A 20011-nucleotide genomic window follows, 5' to 3' on the forward strand; every position below is an offset into this window, starting at 1 on the left:
AGTAAGTCATTAATCAGTCAAGCGTTTACATTTCTTGTTTTTGGATAATTTCCTGGAAACCGACTATAATGAAAAAGAGAAAAGGGGAGTTGGGAAATTTACCCTCTCCCTTTTTGGCTAAAAGAATCAAAAATATGATAACAATATCTAAGGAGGTTCTTGGATTATGAATAAAAAGTCAATTAAAGATATTGAATTAAAGGGGAAACGCGTATTTTGCCGTGTTGATTTCAACGTGCCGATGCAGGACGGAAAGATCTCGGATGATACGAGAATCAAGGCTGCACTGCCGACGATTTCCTATTTGACAGAACAAGGCGCAAAAGTCATCTTAGCCAGCCATCTTGGCCGTCCTAAAGGACAAGTCGTAGAAGAATTGCGTTTAGCACCTGTTGCGGAAAGACTAAGCGAACTTAGCGGCAAAGATGTGCAAAAGGCAGAAGAAGCATACGGCGAGACCGTTCAATCAATCATTGAAAACATGCAAAATGGCGAGATCCTGTTGTTGGAAAACGTTCGTTTCTATCCAGGAGAAGAGAAGAACGATCAAGAATTGGCGAAGTCATTTGCGGCACTGGCTGATGTTTATGTTAACGATGCATTCGGAGCTGCGCACCGTGCACATGCTTCAACTGAAGGAATAGCTCACCATCTCCCGGCCGTTGCTGGATTACTGATGGAAAAAGAGCTTTCTGTACTTGGAAAAGCCCTTTCCAACCCAGAACGTCCTTTTACAGCTATAATTGGCGGAGCAAAAGTAAAGGATAAGATAGGCGTTATCGAAAACCTTTTGGAAAAAGTCGATCACTTGATCATTGGTGGTGGATTGGGTTACACATTCATTAAAGCGCAAGGTCATGAAATCGGTAATTCTTTATTGGAAGAAGACAAAATAGAATTGGCCAAATCTTTCATCGAAAGTGCAAAAGAAAAAGGCGTAAAACTTCACTTGCCTATCGATGCAGTCGTAACTGCTGAATTTTCACCTGATGCTGAGACGGATAATGTCGATATCGATGCTATTCCAAGTGATAAAATGGCTCTTGATATCGGACCAAAAACAAGTGAATTATTTGCGGATGTAATCAAAAGTTCCAAGCTTGTCATTTGGAATGGACCAATGGGTGTATTCGAGTTCGATAAATTTGCGAATGGAACGAGAACCGTTGCTCAAGCCTTGGCGGAAGCAAATGATACGTACAGCATTGTTGGCGGAGGGGATTCGGCCGCAGCTGCAGAAAAGTTTGGACTGGCAGAAAAGATGTCCCATATTTCAACTGGCGGCGGTGCATCTCTTGAGTTCATGGAAGGCAAAGAGTTGCCTGGCGTTGTAGCCTTGAACGATAAATAAGATTGAACCGTTACATATTTCAACATTAGAAGGGATGAGAAACCAAATGCGTAAACCGATTATTGCAGGAAACTGGAAAATGAATAAAACACTATCTGAAGCGACTGCCTTTTTAGAAGAAGTGAGCAATTTGATTCCGAAGCAAGATGTAATCGATACGGTTGTATGTGCTCCAGCTTTATTTTTGGATCAGCTCGTTCAAGCAGCAAAAGGAACCGATGTGAAAATCGGGGCACAGAACATGCACTTTGAAGAAAGCGGTGCTTTCACAGGAGAAATCAGCCCAATCGCCTTGGCTGATCTTGGGGTATCCTACGTCATACTTGGTCATTCTGAGCGCAGGGAAATGTTCAACGAAACGGATGAAGCCGTTAATAAAAAAGCTCATGCCGCTTTTGCCCACCAATTGACCCCGATCGTTTGCTGCGGTGAAACACTTGAGCAAAGGGAAGCTGGCGAAACGAATGATTTCGTAGGCAGCCAGATTGAGAAAGGCCTAGCAGGATTATCTGACGATCAATTGAAACAAGCCGTTATTGCTTATGAGCCGATTTGGGCGATTGGAACCGGAAAATCGTCATCAGCTCAAGATGCTAATGAAGTTTGTGCGCATATCCGCTCAGTCGTTGCCGACAAATTTTCAAATGAAGCAGCTGCAGCCATCCGCATTCAGTACGGTGGCAGTGTAAAACCTGAGAATATTAAAGAGTACATGGCACAACCTGATATAGACGGTGCATTGGTTGGCGGTGCTAGTTTGAAATCCGATTCATTTTTACAATTGCTGGAGGCTGGTCACTATGAGTAAGTCGCCTGTGGCACTTATCATCTTAGACGGTTTTGGCTGCCGTAACGAAGAAAAGGGTAATGCTGTTTTTCATGCGAAAAAACCGAACTTTGACCGATATTGGGAACAGTATCCGCACTCCCATTTAACTGCAAGCGGGGAAGCGGTCGGCTTGCCTGCCGGTCAAATGGGGAACTCGGAAGTGGGCCATTTGAATATCGGGGCAGGACGGATCGTTTATCAAAGCCTGACCCGTGTGAACCTGGCAATACGTGAAGGTGAGTTTGCACAAAACCCAACTTTGGTCGATGCCATGAGCCATACCAAGAAAAAAGGCACGGACCTTCATCTTTTTGGTCTTCTTTCAGATGGCGGCGTGCATAGTCATATCGATCATATGTATGCCCTTTTGAAATTGGCCGCTAAAGAAGGAGTTAAAAATGTATATGTACATGCATTTTTAGATGGCCGTGATGTCGGACCGAAAACGGCACAGGGTTATATTAAGGAAGCGGAAGCGAAAATGAAGGAAATCGGTGTTGGTCAGTTTGCGACCATTTCCGGAAGATATTATTCGATGGACCGTGATAAGCGCTGGGAACGTGTGGAGAAATCCTACCGTTCGATGGTGTATGGTGATGGCCCTGCTTACTCTTCTGCGATGGAATGTGTCGAGGATTCGTATGAACATGGAATTTTCGACGAGTTCGTGATACCTTCAGTCATAACGGCGGAAGACGGTAAACCGGTGGCAACGATTAAAGATGATGATGCCGTAATCTTTTATAACTTCCGTCCAGACCGGGCGATCCAGATTTCCAATACGTTCACGAATGAGGATTTCCGCTCATTTGACCGCGGTCCTGGACATCCGAAGCATCTCCATTTTGTCTGCTTGACACATTTTTCAGAAACAGTTGACGGATATGTTGCATTTAATCCGACAAATCTTGATAATACATTAGGGGAAGTACTTTCCCAAAACCAGCTTACCCAGCTTCGTATCGCTGAAACTGAAAAATATCCGCATGTGACGTTTTTCATGAGCGGCGGACGTGAAGAGAAGTTTCCTGGTGAAGAGAGGATTTTAATTAATTCTCCGAAAGTCGCTACATATGATTTACAACCGGAAATGAGTGCTTATGAAGTGACGGATGCATTGGTGAAACAAATTGAGGCTGACCGTTTTGATGCCATTCTCTTGAATTTTGCCAACCCGGACATGGTTGGTCATTCAGGGATGCTTGAGCCTACCATTAAAGCGATTGAAACAGTGGATGAATGCCTAGGCAGGATTGTCGATTTAATCGTCTCAAAAGGCGGTACAGCGATCATCACCGCTGACCATGGGAATGCTGATGAAGTGGTAACGCTAGAAGGCAACCCGATGACAGCCCATACTACGAATCCCGTTCCTGTCATTATCACTAAAAATCAGGTAACATTAAGAACAGGCGGTATCTTAGGCGATTTAGCTCCAACGATGCTCGATTTGCTTGGAGTCGAAAAACCTGTTGAAATGACAGGGAAATCCCTATTATCTAAATAAAATTGTGAATAGGAAAAGGAGAGATTTATAATGCCGTACATCGAACATGTATATGCACGCGAAGTGCTAGATTCACGTGGTAACCCAACAATAGAAGTAGAAATCCAAACAGAGTCCGGATACTTCGGACGTGCAATCGTACCATCAGGTGCTTCAACAGGAGAACACGAAGCGGTTGAGCTTCGTGACGGGGATAAATCTCGCTACCTGGGTAAAGGGGTACAAAAAGCAGTCGATAATGTAAATGATATCATTGCTGAAGCTGTCATCGGTTTGGATGTAACGAACCAAGCAGGCCTTGATCTTACTATGATTGAATTGGATGGCACTGAAAACAAAGGAAACTTGGGAGCTAATGCAATCCTTGGCGTATCAATGGCTGCTGCCCATGCCGCTGCGGAATTTTCTGGACTGCCATTGTATCGTTACCTTGGTGGGTTCAATGCGAAACAACTTCCGACTCCAATGATGAATATCATTAACGGTGGATCACATGCCGATAACAATGTTGACTTCCAGGAATTCATGATCCTTCCTGTAGGGGCTCCTAGCTTCAAAGAAGCAGTTCGTATGGGTGCGGAAGTATTCCATGCCTTGAAATCTGTCCTTTCAGCCAAAGGCTTAAATACGGCAGTCGGCGATGAAGGTGGCTTTGCGCCAAACCTTGGTTCAAACCGTGAAGCGCTTCAAGTCATCATCGAGGCAATTGAAAAAGCTGGCTACAAAGCAGGCGAAGATATCTACCTTGGCATGGACGTGGCTTCATCTGAATTCTATAACAAAGAAACAGGCAAATATGATCTTGCAGGCGAAGGCCGCAATGGTGTTACATCCGAAGAAATGGTTGCTTTCTATGAAGAGCTAGTGAATGAATTCCCTATTATCTCCATCGAGGACGGCCTGGATGAAAATGACTGGGATGGCCACAAGCTTCTAACGGAACGCATCGGTTCTAAAGTTCAGCTTGTTGGTGACGATCTTTTCGTAACGAACACGAAAAAATTGGCTGAAGGCATCGAAAAAGGCATCGGTAACTCCATCCTGATCAAAGTGAACCAAATTGGTACACTGACAGAAACGTTTGATGCAATCGAAATGGCTAAACGCGCAGGCTACACTGCAGTCGTTTCCCACCGTTCAGGTGAAACGGAAGATGCAACGATCGCTGATATCGCCGTTGCAACAAACGCAGGACAAATCAAAACCGGTTCCATGTCCCGTACGGACCGTATCGCTAAATACAACCAACTTCTTCGCATCGAAGACCAACTTGGTGACTTGGCTGTATATGGCGGCTTGAAATCTTTCTATAACTTGAAAAAGTAATCTTACAAAAATTTTCCCTCCTATTCAATGTGGCCATCCACATTGAATAGGAGGTTTTTTATACCCAGAAACCAGTCACTGCTTCCAGCTTGAAAGGATTTAATCAAACGTTTGATTAATAAAAAAAGGTGCCGCATCAGGGCACCTTTTTTCATTTATCCGATACAGCTTCCACTGGTACGGCATTATAGTATTCTTCTAATGTAATCTTCGCTTCAAAGATTTCAGTTGCGGCATCGACACCAACATAGCGGATATGCCATGGTTCGTATTTATAACCCGTGATGTTTTCCTTGCCTTCAGGGTAACGGATGATAAATCCGTATTCATGTGCATGTTCAGCAAGCCAGGCCGCTTCATTCGTATCACCGAAGCAGTCTTGGGCAGCGCATGCCCCATCGTGGGTCGTGACATCGATCGCCAGGCCCGTTTCATGCTCGCTTGTCCCAGGCATTGCACTGTAGGTTTTCGCCTTTTCTTCCCCGTCCTTAGCCACATAGTTATTGAAGACCGTGATTTGTGTTTGGTGTGAGCGGTAAGCGGAAACGCCGGCAAAGTGCATATTGTCTTTTTCGGCAGCTTGGAACATTAATTCAAGAGCCTTTCCCGCTTCTTCGCGCATCATTCTTTTTTCGATTTTATCTTCAAAGATGAAATCCACATTTGGGTAGATAAGGTCAGCAGGTTTGTAATCTTCAGGCAGGCTGTATTGTTTATTGACAAGTACAGGTATGCTTTCCGGATGGGCCAACGTCTGAAGGCCAGCCTGTGCGGGTGTAGCCGCTTCATCAATCTCCACCTGGCGCTGGGCCGATTCTTTTGAATCATTATTCTTGTCGGTCTCAGTCTCCTTCTCAGTCTCCTGGGAGCTCGGTTGTTCTTCTTTTTGCTCTTTTTCATGCTCACTGGTCAGGTCGGATGAACAGCCAGCCATCAGAATGAAAGATGATAGAGCGGTTGCTGCAAATATAGGTTTTAACATATGAAAGGCCCCTTGCTTTTAATATAAGATTTCCAATAAAAGTAGTTTTGAAAATTATCGTGATAAGTAATCCCTTGTTAATTCACTTTGATATTTATCAAGAAATAAGCCAATCCAGACGACCATCAGTAAAAATGGATAATCGTTGCGGATTGCGGTTTCCACGACGGGATCAGACCAAAAGCTCGAAAGGAAACCGGATGACATCCTGATTGTCTCGAATGTGACAAGGGCGTGAAGCGCTAACCAAAGAATCGTAAGGGTATTGGTCCCGAACCCAATGACCGCCGCTATGACGCTCAGCAAGGCGGCGGCTGCCCCGATCAGGAGGACATGGAAGCTTGATTGGAAAAAGTCGATACCGCTATTGGAAAGTCCATTATAAATAATAGCAGTAAAATAAACGGTTGTCGTGATATATGCAGCAAATAATAAGTATCGATTTCCGTGATACTTTGCCAGCAGCAATAGAAGCGGTGATAGGATGATTAATAGGACGCTGATGAAATTGCTTCCGCCTGCCCATAAAGAATAGCCGGCAACCGCCGAGAATAGGATGGTCAGGAGATCAAGAATCCGTAGTATGGACTTAAACATGTTGACACCTCTTTCTCTATTTATGCAAATTATCTCAAACTTTGATTCAAAAAGAAATAAATGACTATGGGTTTTTAGGAATTCTTACCATCATAGTATAACAAAGATTGTGGATATTTATTGGGTGTGGTAAAGTTAAAGTAATTGTTTATTGGTTCTTCAGGAGGTGTAATTGCATGCATGCATTTCTCATAACGCTTTTAGTGATTGTCAGTATCGCCCTCATTGTGACGGTATTGCTTCAATCAGGTAAGAGTGCAGGTTTATCAGGTGCGATTGCCGGCGGTGCTGAGCAGTTATTCGGAAAGCAAAAGGCACGCGGTTTGGACCTGGTTTTACATCGTGCGACAATAGTATTGGCGATTCTATTCTTTGCTTTAACTTTACTTGTTGCATACTTTGATGTGTAATGGATCAAAAATGAGTCTAGCTAAATAGCTAGGCTTTTTTCTTTGCACAATAGTTGCATGAATAGATATAGTGATTTTAGTACTTAATTATAGGATAGGGATTTTTTAAAATTCTATTTACTGATAAAGGAGTTTAAGGTCATGAAAATCAAGCTGCAGCAGCCCTTTACTTTTGAAGGCGGAAAAAGGGCTGTCTTACTTTTACATGGGTTCACGGGAAATTCAGCGGATGTACGGATGCTGGGCCGTTACTTGGAGAAACAGGGATACACCTGCCATGCCCCCCACTATGAAGGGCATGGCGTTCCCCCAGAGGAGCTGGTGAAAACAGGTCCGGAAGATTGGTGGAAAGATGTCATGATGGGCTATGATTTCCTGAAAAGCAAAGGCCATGAAGAAATTGCTGTTGCCGGACTCTCATTAGGAGGCGTATTTTCTCTTAAATTAGGTTACACTGTACCTATAAAGGGTATCGTAACAATGTGTGCGCCTATGTATATCAAAAGTGAAGAAATGATGTTTAAAGGAGTATTGGAGTACGCCAGAGAATTTAAGAAGTATGAAGGAAAAACTCAAGAGCAAATAGAGCTTGAAATGGACCTCCTTGCCGATAAACCAATGAATACATTGAAAGCCCTTCAGGAATTGATAACGGATGTACGGGAGCACGTCGATCTTATTTACGCTCCGACATTTGTCGTGCAGGGCCGGCATGATGATGTTATCAATCCAAAAAGTGCCGATATTATTATTGATTCCATAGAATCACCGGTCAAAAAAATCAAGTGGTATGAAGAATCCGGTCATGTCATAACCCTTGATAAAGAAAAAGACGAGCTGCATGAAGATGTATTGGAATTTTTAGAAAGCCTGGATTGGTCCGAATAACAAAAATATACCCTGAATAGGAGGGTTTTCATGGAAGATAACATTCAAGAACATATTAATAAGCTTCTGACATACATGACGGATGAAGCGTATAAGCCGCTAACGGTACAAGAACTGGAAGAGGCTTTGAAAATCGAAGACTCGGCAGATTTCAAGAATTTCGTTAAGGCTTTAGTAAAAATGGAAGAAAAGGGATTGGTGGTCAGAACGAGGAGCAATCGTTACGGCCTGCCGCAAAAAATGAATTTGTTCCGCGGTAAATTAACGGGGCACGCAAAGGGGTTTGCCTTTGTCACACCTGAAGACAACCCGGGAATGGATGATATTTTCATTCCGCCAAATGAAACGGGCACAGCGATGCATGGAGATGTCGTCATGGTACGGGTATCTTCGGAAACATCCGGCTCAAGGCAAGAAGGCACGGTCATCAGAATACTTGAACGCGGAATTACACAAGTGGTCGGTACATACTCCGAAAGTAAAAGTTTTGGTTTCGTCATCCCTGATGATAAAAAGATCGCAAACGATATCTTCATTCCACAGCATGCTTCACATGGAGCGGTAGAGGGACATAAGGTTGTCGTCAAGCTTACTTCTTATCCTGAGGGACGCATAAGTGCCGAAGGTGAAGTCATTGAGATTCTTGGCCATAAAAATGATCCTGGTGTGGATATTCTTTCCGTGATCCATAAGTATGGTTTGCCGATGGAGTTCCCGGATGACGTCATGGAGCAGGCCAATGCCGTTTCCGATACCATTCAAGAAAGTGAAATTGGCAACCGCAGGGACTTGCGTAATGATGTTTTGGTTACGATTGATGGAGCGGATGCAAAGGATCTGGATGATGCCGTCACTGTTTCCAAGCTCGAGAATGGCAATTACAAGCTGGGCGTTCATATAGCTGATGTCAGTCATTACGTGAAGGAAGGTTCTCCAATCGATAAGGAAGCCCTGGAAAGAGGGACGAGCGTGTATTTGGTGGACAGGGTCATCCCGATGATCCCGCATCGTTTATCGAATGGCATTTGTTCCCTGAACCCACAAGTCGATCGTTTTACACTCTCATGTGAAATGGAAATCACGCCGGATGGCAAAGTCGTCAACCATGATATATTTGAAAGTGTCATTAAGACGACGGAACGTATGACATATGGCAATGTGAACAAAATCCTTGTCGATAAAGATGAAGAACAGCTTGAACGCTATGAAGCGTTGGTGCCAATGTTCCAGGACATGGAGAAGTTAGCGGCCATCCTTCGTAAAAACCGGATGAACCGCGGCGCGATCGACTTTGATTTCAATGAAGCGAAAGTCATCGTTGATGAAGAGGGCCATCCGACTGATGTGGTTTTACGTGAAAGGTCGGTTGCGGAAAAGCTGATTGAAGAGTTCATGCTTGCAGCTAATGAAACCGTTGCTGAGCATTTCCACCGTCTTGACCTACCGTTCATTTACCGTATTCATGAAGATCCAAAGCCGGAAAAACTGCAGCGTTTCTTTGAATTCATTACGAACTTCGGATACATTGTAAGGGGATCGGCCAATGACGTCCATCCTAAGGCGTTACAGGAAATCATTGAGGCGGTTGCCGGTAAGCCGGAAGAAACGGTCATATCCACCGTCATGCTTCGTTCCATGCAACAGGCGAAATATGATCCGGAGAGCTTAGGCCACTTTGGTTTATCTGCTGAGTTTTATACACATTTCACATCTCCGATTCGCCGTTACCCGGATTTGATCGTGCACAGGCTGATCAGGACCTACTTGGTGGAAGGTAAACTGGATGAAGCTACGAAGGAGAAATGGAATGCCAATTTACCTGAGATTGCCGATCATACATCGAAACGCGAACGTCGCTCAGTCGATGCCGAGCGGGAAACGGATGATCTGAAAAAAGCGGAATATATGCTGGATAAAATCGGCGAAGAATATACCGGGATCATTGGTTCAGTCACCAATTTCGGGATGTTCGTCGAGCTGCCGAACACGATTGAAGGACTTGTCCATGTCAGCTTCATGACGGATGATTATTATCGCTTCGATGAGCGTCAGCTAGCAATGATCGGGGAACGTACCGGTAATGTGTTCCGGATTGGCGATGAGATCGACGTACGGGTTTCCAACGTCAATAAAGAGGAACGCGCCATCGATTTTGAAATTATCGGCATGAAGGTAAGCCGTCCGCGTCCATCCGGCGAGAAGAAAATATTCAAAGCCAATTCAGGTGAACGCAAACGCGGCCGAGGCGGCAATGGAGGACGTAATGAAGGAAAAGGCGGCGGCCGTAATGGAGATTCGCCTTCTACTGGAAGAAAACCGAAAAAGAAGAAAAAATTCTTTGAAAATGCGCCAGCTGCCAAGCGCAAGAGAAAACCAAAAAAGAGATAAAGATTCAGGCGGGGGGATGATTCTTTCATCCTCTTGCCGCGATTGGATGTAAAAAGGGGAGAGTTAGATGCCAAAAGGCTCAGGTAAACAACTAGCACAAAATAAAAAAGCGTATCATGATTTCTTTATTGAACAAACGTTTGAAGCGGGAATCGTTTTAAAAGGGACCGAAATCAAAGCAATCCGTGCGGCCCGGGTAAATTTGAAGGATGCCTTTGCTAAAATAGAAAATGGTGAAGTTTATCTTCATAATATGCATGTCAGCCCTTATGAGCAGGGAAACCAGTTTAACCATGATCCGTTACGGACACGGAAGCTTCTTTTGCATAAGAAAGAAATCAGTAAACTGATCGGGGAAACAAAGGTAACAGGTTACACCATCGTCCCGTTGAAAATGTATTTAAAGAATGGCTTTGCCAAAGTTTTAATCGGACTTGGAAAAGGGAAGAAACAATATGACAAGCGTGATGACCTGAAGAAGAAGGAAGCGAAGCGTGATATTGAACGTGCTTTCCGTGATCGTCAGAAGATGTAAAAATGCCAAGACCTTACAATTGATTTTTTGAACCAATCTGTTATAATTAATCCTGTACCGATGACAATTGAATATCAGCCAACTTGCTGACTATTCTTCTCTCGTACGCTCCATTTCTATCATGGGGACGTTACGGATTCGACAGGGATAGTTCGAGCTTAAGTTGCGAGTCGAGGGGATCGGCCTCGTTAAAACGTCAACGCCTATAACTGGCAAACAAAACAACAACCTAGCTTTCGCTGCTTAATAACAGTCGATAGCTGTTCCTCCCTCCATGGCCCACGTGGTAGGGTAAGGGACTCACTCTAAGTGGGATACGCCGGAATCCACCGTCTGAGGATGAAGGAAGAGACCAATCAGACTAGCTGCTCTGCCGCCTGTCGATAGGCTAATGAGTTCGCGAAATGCGAATATATCGACTACACTCGTAGAAGCTTAAGTGCCGTTATGTCTGGACGTGGGTTCGACTCCCACCGTCTCCACCAATACATATATTGGTGGTTTTTTATTTGGTTTTTTTTCGTCGTTTTTGTCGAAAAATCGATAAATCGAATAATTCGCAGATATATCAGGAGTTTTCGTTGATATATCTCCAATTTCGAAGATATATTCCCGATTTCGCAGATAAACTGTACAATTTCCATCATTTGCTGTAGAATCCTTTTGAAAATAGGATTGGAGCGATGAAATTGATTGTGAAAAAACGAAAAGTTCCTCTTGCCGTCCGCAAATTACGTGCATTAGCGTGCAGGCTTCCTCCGAATCACCCTAAAGTTCCCTTAATCATGAACGATCTCAAAAAAAGGGAAGCGGGCTATAAAGGGGAATGTTCCATTGATTTTCCATTAAGCTTTCTTGAACCGAAAAGCTATTTCATCTTCCACGATTTAAGGCTTCAGGATCAATCCCGATTTTTTCAACTGGATACCTTATTAATCTCCAAGAAATATGCGCTTATCATTGAAGTGAAGAACATGGCAGGGTCGATCTATTTTGATCCGCATTTCAATCAGCTCATTCGAACGATAGAAGGAAAAGAAACGGCCTTTCCAGATCCCATCATACAAGTCAGCCGCCAGGAATCACAATTGACCAATTGGTTCTTGAAAAACGGTTTTCCCTCACTGCCCATCCTTTCATTGATTGTCATCAGTAATCCCCAAACCATCATCCGTACAGCTCTTGAAAACCATGAACTCCACTATAAAGTTATCCATCGCGATGCACTTCCCGCTAAAATTAATCAAATGGAGCATTCCATAACAGAATCCAGTTTTAGTGAGAAAGATTTGAAGAAAGCAATTCGCGTAATGAATAAACACCACATCGATGCGGACTTTTCCATCCTGGAACGATACAATATTACCGAAAAGGACCTAATTAAAGGAGTGATTTGTGAGAATTGTAATGGCAATAAATTATTTAGAAGGCATGGCACATGGCTTTGCAATCAATGCCAACTCTCCAGTAAAAAAGCACATATCCCGGCTTTACGAGATTATTTTTATCTATTAGGCTCGACCATAACGAATCGGCAGTTGAGGGATTTTTTAAGCATTTCCTCTTCTTCCAGTGCAACACGGATTTTGCAATCATTGAATCTGACAAGCAGCGGTGTGAATAAGGGAAGGGTGTACAGACTGAATTTTGATGAATGACTTTAACTCATTTCTTTATATTCACATCAACATTTTGGAAATTTTTACTGAGACTAGATGTAATTCTTTTGCCCTAAATTTATTCTTCTTGATTCATTACACATCCACTCCAATGCTAATCTTATCCAACGCTGCACTTTCAGCAGTTTTGCAGCAACTAAGCCCTATGATAGAAAAAGACTCAAAAGAAGCTTCTCTTGAGTCTTTGTTCCGAGTCTATTCTTTTAACTCCTTGCCCATTCCCTTGAGGAAGTGGACGCCAAAGCCGATCGCCCTGTTTATGTCTGGATCATTCAATGTTTTCATTAATTCCAGAACGCCGATCTTCTTATCGGCCTGAAGGAATTTGTTTCCTTCATCGATTCCTGCAAGTGCACTGTTCAGCAGTTTCGTGGATTGTGCGGCATCGGCGTTCATCAAGGCTCCTGTTGCCCCCATAAGGGTATTGATCAGGTTTGTTACAGGTTGCCTTGTGATTTGTTGAAGTGCGATTTTCGCAATTTGTTCTTTTCCTTGAAGCATGGAGGTCGCGGCTTCGAATACTCCCGAGTCATTCAGTTCATTGACGATTTTAAACATATTGTTCAAGGCATCTTCATTATCGGTGATCAGCGTTTTCAGTTCCTCCAGTTTTTGTAGCTTTATTTCTTCCTCAGTAATGGGATTATGGATTTCCGTTATAGGAGCTGCCATGATCTTCACCCTCCTTGTTTATTTATCCGTTAAGTGAACATACCCTGGACGGGCCCACTTACGTTCGACCTCGACACCATTTTGAGGATGACGCTTTTTGTTCCGTGGATTGGTACCTGGTAATGGAACGTCTCCGCTTGCGCTTAATACTTCCATGCGGACCATCGTCTGTTTGTAAGCAGGCGTGCTTGTGCGCCGATCATAGATGGGACCGGTCAGGAAGTTAATGGCAGAGTCTTTATCGACGGAGTTCATCGGTAAAAATAGCTCATTATTTTTAACACGGTCTGTGATCAATGCTTTTAACTTAACGGCCCCGAATGGAGAGACCAAGCGAACGAGTCCGCCATCACTGACTTTACGTTCTTTGGCAAGTTCTGGTGAAACCTCGACGAAAATATCAGGTACTTTCGATTGGATTCCATTGGACTTGTTCGTCATATTGCCTTCATGGAAATGCTCCAGCATGCGTCCATTATTGATATGAAGGTCATATTCTTCCGGGAATTTATGAGGTTCCACCCAGTCAGCCAGTGCAAAGCGCGCTTTTTTATCAGGGAAGTTGAAGCCATCTACATAAAGAAGGGGCGTGCTTGATCCATCATGGCTCCCCCAGAGGAAGCTGTTCCATCCTTCCAGCACTTCGTAATTCGCTTGGCTGAATATCGGTGACAGGCTTGCCATTTCGTCATAGATTTCACTAGGGTGAGCGTAATTCCAATTCGCACCTAAGCGGTTGGCGATTTCTTGGGTGATTTCCCAGTCCGCCTTAGAATCTCCCATAGTGGGAAGGGCTTTATATAATCGCTGTACACGGCGCTCCGTATTGGTGAACGTTCCGTCTTTTTCAAGAGATGGAGCTCCGGGCAATACCACGTCGGCATATTGGGCTGTCCTTGAAAGGAAAATATCCTGGACAACAAAGAAGTCCAATCCTGATAACACTTTATCAACATGGTTGGCATCCGCGTCAACTAGTGCCATATCTTCACCTACAAGATACATCGCCTTCATGTCGCCTTTTTCTATCGCTTTAAGCATTTCAATATTGTTCAAGCCTGGTTGGCCAGCGATTTTCACTCCATAAGCTTTTTCGAATTTAGCACGTGCCACGTCATCGGTAACATGCTGATATCCCGGAAGCCATGTTGGAAGGGTACCCATATCGCAAGCGCCCTGTACATTGTTGTGGCCGCGAAGCGGATAGGCTCCTGCTCCTGGACGACGGTAGTTACCCGTAGCCAATAGCAGGTTGGAAATTGCCGCCGAAGTATCGGAGGCACCGGTGTTTTGTGTTACGCCCATACCCCAAAGAATGCATGTACCGTCTGCATCGCGAATGGCCTCAGCTATTTGGATCAATGTTTCTTTAGAAATACCTGTATGTGTTTCTGCATATTCCAGGGTATATTTCTCAAGTACTTCTTTATAATCGTCGAAGAAGTTAACATTTTCATTGATGAATTCTTGATCATGCCAGCCTTGATCGATCATATATTTTGTAACCGCCATCAACCAGACTTGATCCGTTCCTTGTTTTGGGCTGATATGGATGTCGGAACGTTCGGCCATTTCGTTTTTACGGATGTCAGCTACAATCAGCTTTTGTCCGTGAAGCTTATGTGCCCGTTTAACGCGCGTCGCCAGTACGGGATGTCCTTCTGCCGGGTTAGACCCAACGATGATGACAAGTCCTGCTGCGGCGATATCCTTGATCGTACCAGCATCTGCGCCCGTGCCGACTGTACGGAACAGTCCGTCTGTTGCCGGGGATTGACAGTAACGCGAGCAGTTGTCGACGTTATTCGTTTCGAACATTTGCCGTGCCAGTTTTTGTATGACATAGTTTTCTTCGTTCGTGATCTTGGATGAGGAAATGAAGCCTACTGAATTTCCGCCGTATTGCTGTTTGATCGAACCCAGTCTGGACGCAACCAAATCAAGTGCTTCATCCCAGCTTGATTCAACGAATCTTCCGTTTTTCCGAATCAGGGGCTTTGTCAAACGTTCTTCCGAGTTCACGAAGTCCCAACCGAATTTCCCTTTGACACATGTGGATATCGCATTGACGGGTGCTTCATGAGTAGGTTGGACTTTAAGGATTTTACGGCCTTTTGTCCAGACTTCGAATGTGCATCCTACCCCACAGAACGTACAGACCGTTTTTGTTTTCTTCGTCCGTGTCTCTCGCATTGCCGCTTCAATCTCCGAAATGGCAAAAATCCCGCTGTATCCAGGTTCCACTTCTTTGACAAGGTCGATCATCGGTTCCAGCATATCGTTTTTCAAGCCTGACATGAAACCAGCTTCGCCAAGCATCGATTTTTCCATTAATGCATTACATGGACAAATCGTTACACACTGCCCGCAGCCTACACAAGATGAGTTATTGATTTCCGTTCCTTCATCCCATATTACCCGTGGGCGTTCTGCTTCCCAGTCGATGGACAGCGTCTCGTTGACCTGAAGGTTTTGGCACACTTCAACACATTGCCCGCATGCGATGCATTGATTGGCATCATAGCGGTAAAATGGATGGGACATATCGACGGCACCCAATTCCACTTTCGGTGTATAAGGATATTTTTGGTGTTCAATTTCCATTAATTCTGCTGTGTTATGTAGTTTGCAATTTCCGTTATTATTATCACATACAGTACAGTATAAAGAATGGTTTTCCAGTATCCGGTCCATGGCCTCGGTTTGGGCTTCTTTTGCCTTGCTTGAGTCCAAGGCTATATCCATGCCGCTCACTGCTTTTGTCGAACATGACCGGACGAGTTTCCCATTAACTTCGACGATGCATGTGTCGCATGTTTGGATCGGATCCACTTCAGGAACATAACAAATCTGTGGATGGGCCATCTCATTTTGGTTGATGACCTCCAGTATTGTCGCACCTTCATTAGCGGTATAAGCCTTCCCGTTGATTGTGATGGTGATGTTTGAATCGCTCATTATATTTCCCCCTTTTATAGCCAAAAAGACGCAAAAAAACCACCATGATTACACCTCCGTCCCTGAACGGAAATGTAGGTCATGGTGGAATAGTTTAATAGCAAAGCTTGCCAATATACCAATCCATACCATAATGGATAATTTTAAAAAAGATAGGACACAACAGTACACTATTATGCTCCCAACTTTCATCATTGATATTATACCTTTTATCATGGAAAGAAACAATCCTGGAAAGAGGGTATCATTCCCAAATTCCTTTCGTTTTTCTTCGCGTTGATTTATGATAAGAAAATTGAGAACTTAATTTTTCTTGAAATGGAGTGACGCAACGGTGTCAAAAGTTATCCATGAATTCAATGATATGATTCGTAAGCTGCGCAAGGAACTATTCGGTAAAGGACCAGAACGCATACACACGGTTTTCGTCGAAAATATGGCCGTTTCTACGTTATATGGAAATTTGACTCCTACGGAAATGTTCATATCAAGATCGGAGGAAGGAAGGGATATGGTCCATTCTGCACGAACCAAAATGGTTCAGGATGTGTATTCGGAGAGTCCTCCTGATGGAATGGAAGATCTGGTTGGAGCTAAACTGCTCCATTTGTTTTCAGACATCAAAATCAAAGAGAACATAGCGATTTCCGTATTCGTATTTAATAAGAATATAGCGGACAAACTAAACGGGCATTGACCATGTTCCTTACATTTGGTCAATTGGCTCCTGGATAGTAAAAGGAGTGGGAACATGAAAGCGATTGAAATCAAGAGGGACATCATCCGGATAACCAAAGGTAGCATCGAGCGGACGGAAGATGCGATCGTAACGGAGCATCCCGTTACTGTCAAAATAAATGGCCAGGAATTCGTCACGATGGTTTGTACACCTGAATACATCGAGGATATGGTGATTGGTTATTTGGCTTCGGAAGGAATCATCAAAAAATATGATGAGATAAAAGAAATCTGGGTTCAGGAAAAAGAAGGCTTTGTTCATGTGAAGACGGATAAAGTGAATCCCTACTTCCAGGACTTTCAAAATAAGCGGTATATTACATCATGCTGCGGAATGAGCAGACAAGGTTTCGTCTTTGTTAATGATGCATTGACTGCCAAGAAAATGGATGATGTTTCGGTGAAACTGACTCCTGATGACTGCTTCCGCTTGATGAAGGATTTACAAAATTCTGCTGTCACTTTCCAGAATACGGGCGGAGTCCACAATGCTGCTTTATGTGATGCCAATGGGCTCGTATTAAGCAGGATGGACATCGGACGGCATAACGCCTTGGACAAAATATACGGCCATTGCTTGAAAAATGGCATTTCGATGGAAGGGAAGTCTATCGTTTTCAGCGGCCGAATTTCATCGGAAATTCTTTTGAAAGTGGCGAAAATCGGCTGTGAACTGATACTCTCTAAGTCCGCTCCAACTGAATTGGCTTTGGAGTTGGCTGAAGGATTGGGAATCACGACGGTCGGGTTCATTCGCAATGATTCGCTGAATATCTACACATGTCCTGAAAGGATTCTATTGAATGACTGAGCATCCTTCGCTGGAAGGATGCTCATCGGAAAGTCCTGCCGGTTTGGCCTGGGCTTTTTTGTATTTGTAAAAGGATATATCCAACAGGCCTTTTATGGTACAGTTTTTATAAAACATTCAAGGGAATTCGTATGGGGGAAGGGTTATGAACGAAAGGGATTGGCATATTTTAAAGGTGTTGCATGAACACAGGAATATTACTAAAACGGCGCAAAGTTTATATATCTCGCAACCTTCTTTAACGAAACGGATTCAACAAATAGAGAAGGAATTCAATCTAAAGATTGTGGAGCGGGGAACTAGGGGGGTGCAGTTCACCCCTCAAGGTGAATATTTGGCCATCTGTGCGGATGAGATGCTGATCAGGCTCCGGCAGATAAAAGAGACAGCATTCAATATGGGTCAGGAGATCAGTGGAACATTACGGCTGGGTGTTTCCAACTATATTACGCTGCATAAGCTGCCAGGCCTGCTGAGAATATTTCGTGAGCGATTTCCTAAAGTGGATTTCCATGTGACAACCGGATGGAGTAAAGAAGTGCTGAACCTCATTTATAAGGAAGAAGTGCATGTCGGGATTGTTCGGGGGGACTACCAATGGTCAGGATCAAGGCATCACCTTTTTGAGGAAACGATTTGCATTGCTTCCAAGGAAGAAATCGAAGTCCGGAACCTGCCTTTCCTGCCGAGGATCGATTATGGGACAGATGCCCTTTTGAAAACAATGATCGATAATTGGTGGAGAGACAATTTTTCCGGACCTCCTTTGGTGGGGATGGAAGTGGACAAAGGGGATACATGCAAGGAAATGGTCAAGAATGGCCTGGGATATGGCATCCTCCCCAGTGTTTTATTGGAGAATGACCAAAACCTCCGTCAAATGGACCTTAAGGACAAGCAAGGTAATCCCCTTATCAGGAATACATGGATGTTATATCATGAAAAGTCGCTGGAATTAAAACTGGTCAAAGAGTTTGTCGAATTTGTCAAAGGCGTCGATTTCATGAGGGATATTTGACTGAAGCGCAGAAACCTCTGTGCTTTTTTATCATTCCTTTTTTGAATGGCCAACGATAATTTATTGGTATTTTAATTATGGCTATCCCGGCATTATGATAGATGGGAGATGTAAATCATCAGGAATTTGCCTAAGGAATGGAGAGGAAGTCAAGTGAGTGTCCTGTTTCTGATCGTATTGAATGTGATTGTACCGGTTTTTTTCCTTATAGGGGCGGGGGCCATTCTGCATCGTAAATTCAAGTTGGATATGAATACGCTGTCTAAATTGAATCACTTCCTGCTCATGCCCGCCATTAGCTTTGTCAATATCTATCAAAGCAAATTGGGCGGGGGGATGATCGTCCAGATATTCAGCTTCCTTGCTCTTCAAGCAGTAAGCCTCATCATCGTGAGTACAGTGGTAGCGAAACTAGCCAGGTTTGATCAAAGTCTTTCGGCCACGTTTAAAAATAGTGTAGTCCTGAATAACTCGGCCAATTTCGGGTTACCTGTCAGTCAGATGGTTTTTAATGGGAATCCCCTTGGCCTGTCGATCCAAGTCATCGTGATCATTTTTCAAAACTTGTTGACCTATACCTATGGATTGATGAATTCCGTTTCCGTCCATACAAAAAGTGCAAAGGGTGCGATACGCGAGTTCTTGAAGAACCCCGTCATTTATGCATTATTGCTTGGTTTAATATTACATTCAGCTTCTTTCGAAATCCCTCTGTTCCTATGGACACCGATTGATAATATCGCGAGTGCCTTCATAGCCATTGCATTGATTACATTAGGGGCACAGAGTGCCTATTTGAAAATAACGCATTTCCCGCTTCCGCTTATCCTTAGCTTGGCGGGGCGTTTAATACTCTCACCATCCATCGCCTTCCTGATCATTCTCATGCTGGGCTTGGAAGGGACTGTCGCCCAAGGGTTGTTTATCGCAAGCTCATTTCCCACATCCAGAAACAGTGCATTATTCGCTTTGGAATATGACAACCATCCGGAGTATGCGGCACAGGCTGTTTTGATGTCGACTTTATTCAGCAGCATAACGGTAACGATGGTCGTGTATCTATCAAAAATACTATTCTAGCAGGGCTGCTCAAAAGTTTGTCTGCAGTTTAAAGTATTTGTAAAATCGAACCGCGCTTTCCGCGGCGTTCTTTACGCCTGCGGGGTCTCCCTTGGACACGCTTTTCCCGTAGGAGTCTCAATCACTTTGTTTCATTTAGATAGAACCCCTTTTGCCTGCAAACTGGGACTGCTCTGAAGGAGCAGTCTTTTCCCCTTTTCCCGCGATAAAACTTTATGAACAATATGAAGGTTTTGGAATTT

At 43.9% G+C, this 20011-nt stretch carries 17 protein-coding genes and 1 other RNA gene; 14 read left to right on the plus strand and 4 right to left on the minus strand.

Features of this window, described 5'->3' with window-relative positions:
- Positions 1–166: 166 nt before the first annotated feature.
- From ACFX4H_RS17950 to eno, 4 genes are read left to right on the plus strand one after another with little or no spacing between them, the layout of a single operon-like run.
- A complete protein-coding gene (locus ACFX4H_RS17950) occupies positions 167–1351 on the plus strand; it encodes a phosphoglycerate kinase (RefSeq protein WP_098185503.1) in 1185 nt (394 codons plus the stop codon).
- A 46-nt stretch (positions 1352–1397) separates the two neighbouring features.
- Positions 1398–2159 carry a triose-phosphate isomerase gene (gene tpiA / locus ACFX4H_RS17955; RefSeq protein ID WP_048688041.1) on the plus strand — a complete coding sequence of 254 codons (762 nt, stop codon included), beginning with the start codon at positions 1398–1400 and terminating at the stop codon, positions 2157–2159.
- Positions 2152–3687, plus strand: a complete 1536-nt coding sequence (gene gpmI / locus ACFX4H_RS17960) for a 2,3-bisphosphoglycerate-independent phosphoglycerate mutase (protein ID WP_377435962.1) — start codon at positions 2152–2154, stop codon at positions 3685–3687. The genes tpiA and gpmI overlap by 8 nt, the downstream gene beginning before the upstream one ends.
- A gap of 30 nt (positions 3688–3717) precedes the next feature.
- Entirely contained in the window at positions 3718–5013 is a 1296-nt protein-coding gene (eno, locus tag ACFX4H_RS17965; protein ID WP_034309992.1) for a phosphopyruvate hydratase, read from the plus strand.
- 151 nt (positions 5014–5164) lie between these two features.
- Here eno and ACFX4H_RS17970 read toward each other — a convergent pair whose 3' ends face one another.
- Positions 5165–5995: a M15 family metallopeptidase gene (locus tag ACFX4H_RS17970; RefSeq protein WP_063589722.1), complete on the minus strand. Its 831-nt coding sequence runs from the start codon at positions 5993–5995 to the stop codon at positions 5165–5167.
- A 54-nt stretch (positions 5996–6049) separates the two neighbouring features.
- Positions 6050–6592 (minus strand): hypothetical protein, encoded by a 543-nt coding sequence (locus ACFX4H_RS17975; RefSeq protein ID WP_364278222.1) that lies wholly within the window; start codon positions 6590–6592, stop codon positions 6050–6052.
- Between the two features lie 176 nt (positions 6593–6768).
- Here ACFX4H_RS17975 and secG point away from each other — a divergent pair, with 176 nt between their 5' ends.
- The 6 genes from secG to ACFX4H_RS18005 all read left to right on the plus strand — a co-directional run bounded on the left by secG (position 6769) and on the right by ACFX4H_RS18005 (position 12471).
- Entirely contained in the window at positions 6769–7002 is a 234-nt protein-coding gene (secG, locus tag ACFX4H_RS17980; RefSeq protein WP_034309999.1) for a preprotein translocase subunit SecG, read from the plus strand.
- A 141-nt stretch (positions 7003–7143) separates the two neighbouring features.
- A complete protein-coding gene (locus ACFX4H_RS17985) occupies positions 7144–7890 on the plus strand; it encodes an alpha/beta hydrolase (RefSeq protein WP_034310002.1) in 747 nt (248 codons plus the stop codon).
- Positions 7891–7920: 30 nt separating this feature from the next.
- On the plus strand, positions 7921–10278 hold the full coding sequence (gene rnr, locus ACFX4H_RS17990) for a ribonuclease R (protein ID WP_241636556.1): 2358 nt from the start codon (positions 7921–7923) through the stop codon (positions 10276–10278).
- Positions 10279–10345: 67 nt separating this feature from the next.
- Positions 10346–10813, plus strand: coding sequence for an SsrA-binding protein SmpB (smpB, locus tag ACFX4H_RS17995; RefSeq protein ID WP_034310006.1), 468 nt, complete (start codon positions 10346–10348; stop codon positions 10811–10813).
- Positions 10814–10936: 123 nt separating this feature from the next.
- Positions 10937–11298, plus strand: a transfer-messenger RNA (tmRNA) gene (gene ssrA, locus ACFX4H_RS18000).
- Positions 11299–11496: 198 nt separating this feature from the next.
- On the plus strand, positions 11497–12471 hold the full coding sequence (locus ACFX4H_RS18005) for a nuclease-related domain-containing protein (RefSeq protein WP_377435963.1): 975 nt from the start codon (positions 11497–11499) through the stop codon (positions 12469–12471).
- 216 nt (positions 12472–12687) lie between these two features.
- Here ACFX4H_RS18005 and ACFX4H_RS18010 read toward each other — a convergent pair whose 3' ends face one another.
- Both ACFX4H_RS18010 and fdhF read right to left on the minus strand, forming a co-directional pair.
- Positions 12688–13164, minus strand: a complete 477-nt coding sequence (locus tag ACFX4H_RS18010) for a helical membrane plugin domain-containing protein (protein WP_034310010.1) — start codon at positions 13162–13164, stop codon at positions 12688–12690.
- Between the two features lie 18 nt (positions 13165–13182).
- Positions 13183–16122: a formate dehydrogenase subunit alpha gene (gene fdhF, locus ACFX4H_RS18015; protein ID WP_377435964.1), complete on the minus strand. Its 2940-nt coding sequence runs from the start codon at positions 16120–16122 to the stop codon at positions 13183–13185.
- A gap of 334 nt (positions 16123–16456) precedes the next feature.
- On the opposite strand from fdhF, the gene ACFX4H_RS18020 reads away from it, so the two are divergent.
- From ACFX4H_RS18020 to ACFX4H_RS18035, 4 genes are all read left to right on the plus strand, one after another.
- Positions 16457–16819 (plus strand): Na-translocating system protein MpsC family protein, encoded by a 363-nt coding sequence (locus ACFX4H_RS18020; protein WP_377435965.1) that lies wholly within the window; start codon positions 16457–16459, stop codon positions 16817–16819.
- Between the two features lie 54 nt (positions 16820–16873).
- Positions 16874–17671 (plus strand): formate dehydrogenase accessory sulfurtransferase FdhD, encoded by a 798-nt coding sequence (gene fdhD, locus ACFX4H_RS18025; RefSeq protein WP_377435966.1) that lies wholly within the window; start codon positions 16874–16876, stop codon positions 17669–17671.
- Positions 17672–17816: 145 nt separating this feature from the next.
- On the plus strand, positions 17817–18689 hold the full coding sequence (locus ACFX4H_RS18030) for a LysR family transcriptional regulator (RefSeq protein ID WP_249598397.1): 873 nt from the start codon (positions 17817–17819) through the stop codon (positions 18687–18689).
- A gap of 153 nt (positions 18690–18842) precedes the next feature.
- The gene (locus tag ACFX4H_RS18035; protein ID WP_328137761.1) at positions 18843–19769 is read left to right on the plus strand and encodes an AEC family transporter; all 927 of its coding nucleotides are present in this window, start codon (positions 18843–18845) and stop codon (positions 19767–19769) included.
- Positions 19770–20011 lie beyond the last annotated feature (242 nt).

Origin of the sequence: Peribacillus sp. YIM B13477 (assembly GCF_042787955.1) — a bacterium.
GTDB lineage: Bacteria > Bacillota > Bacilli > Bacillales > DSM-1321 > Peribacillus > Peribacillus frigoritolerans.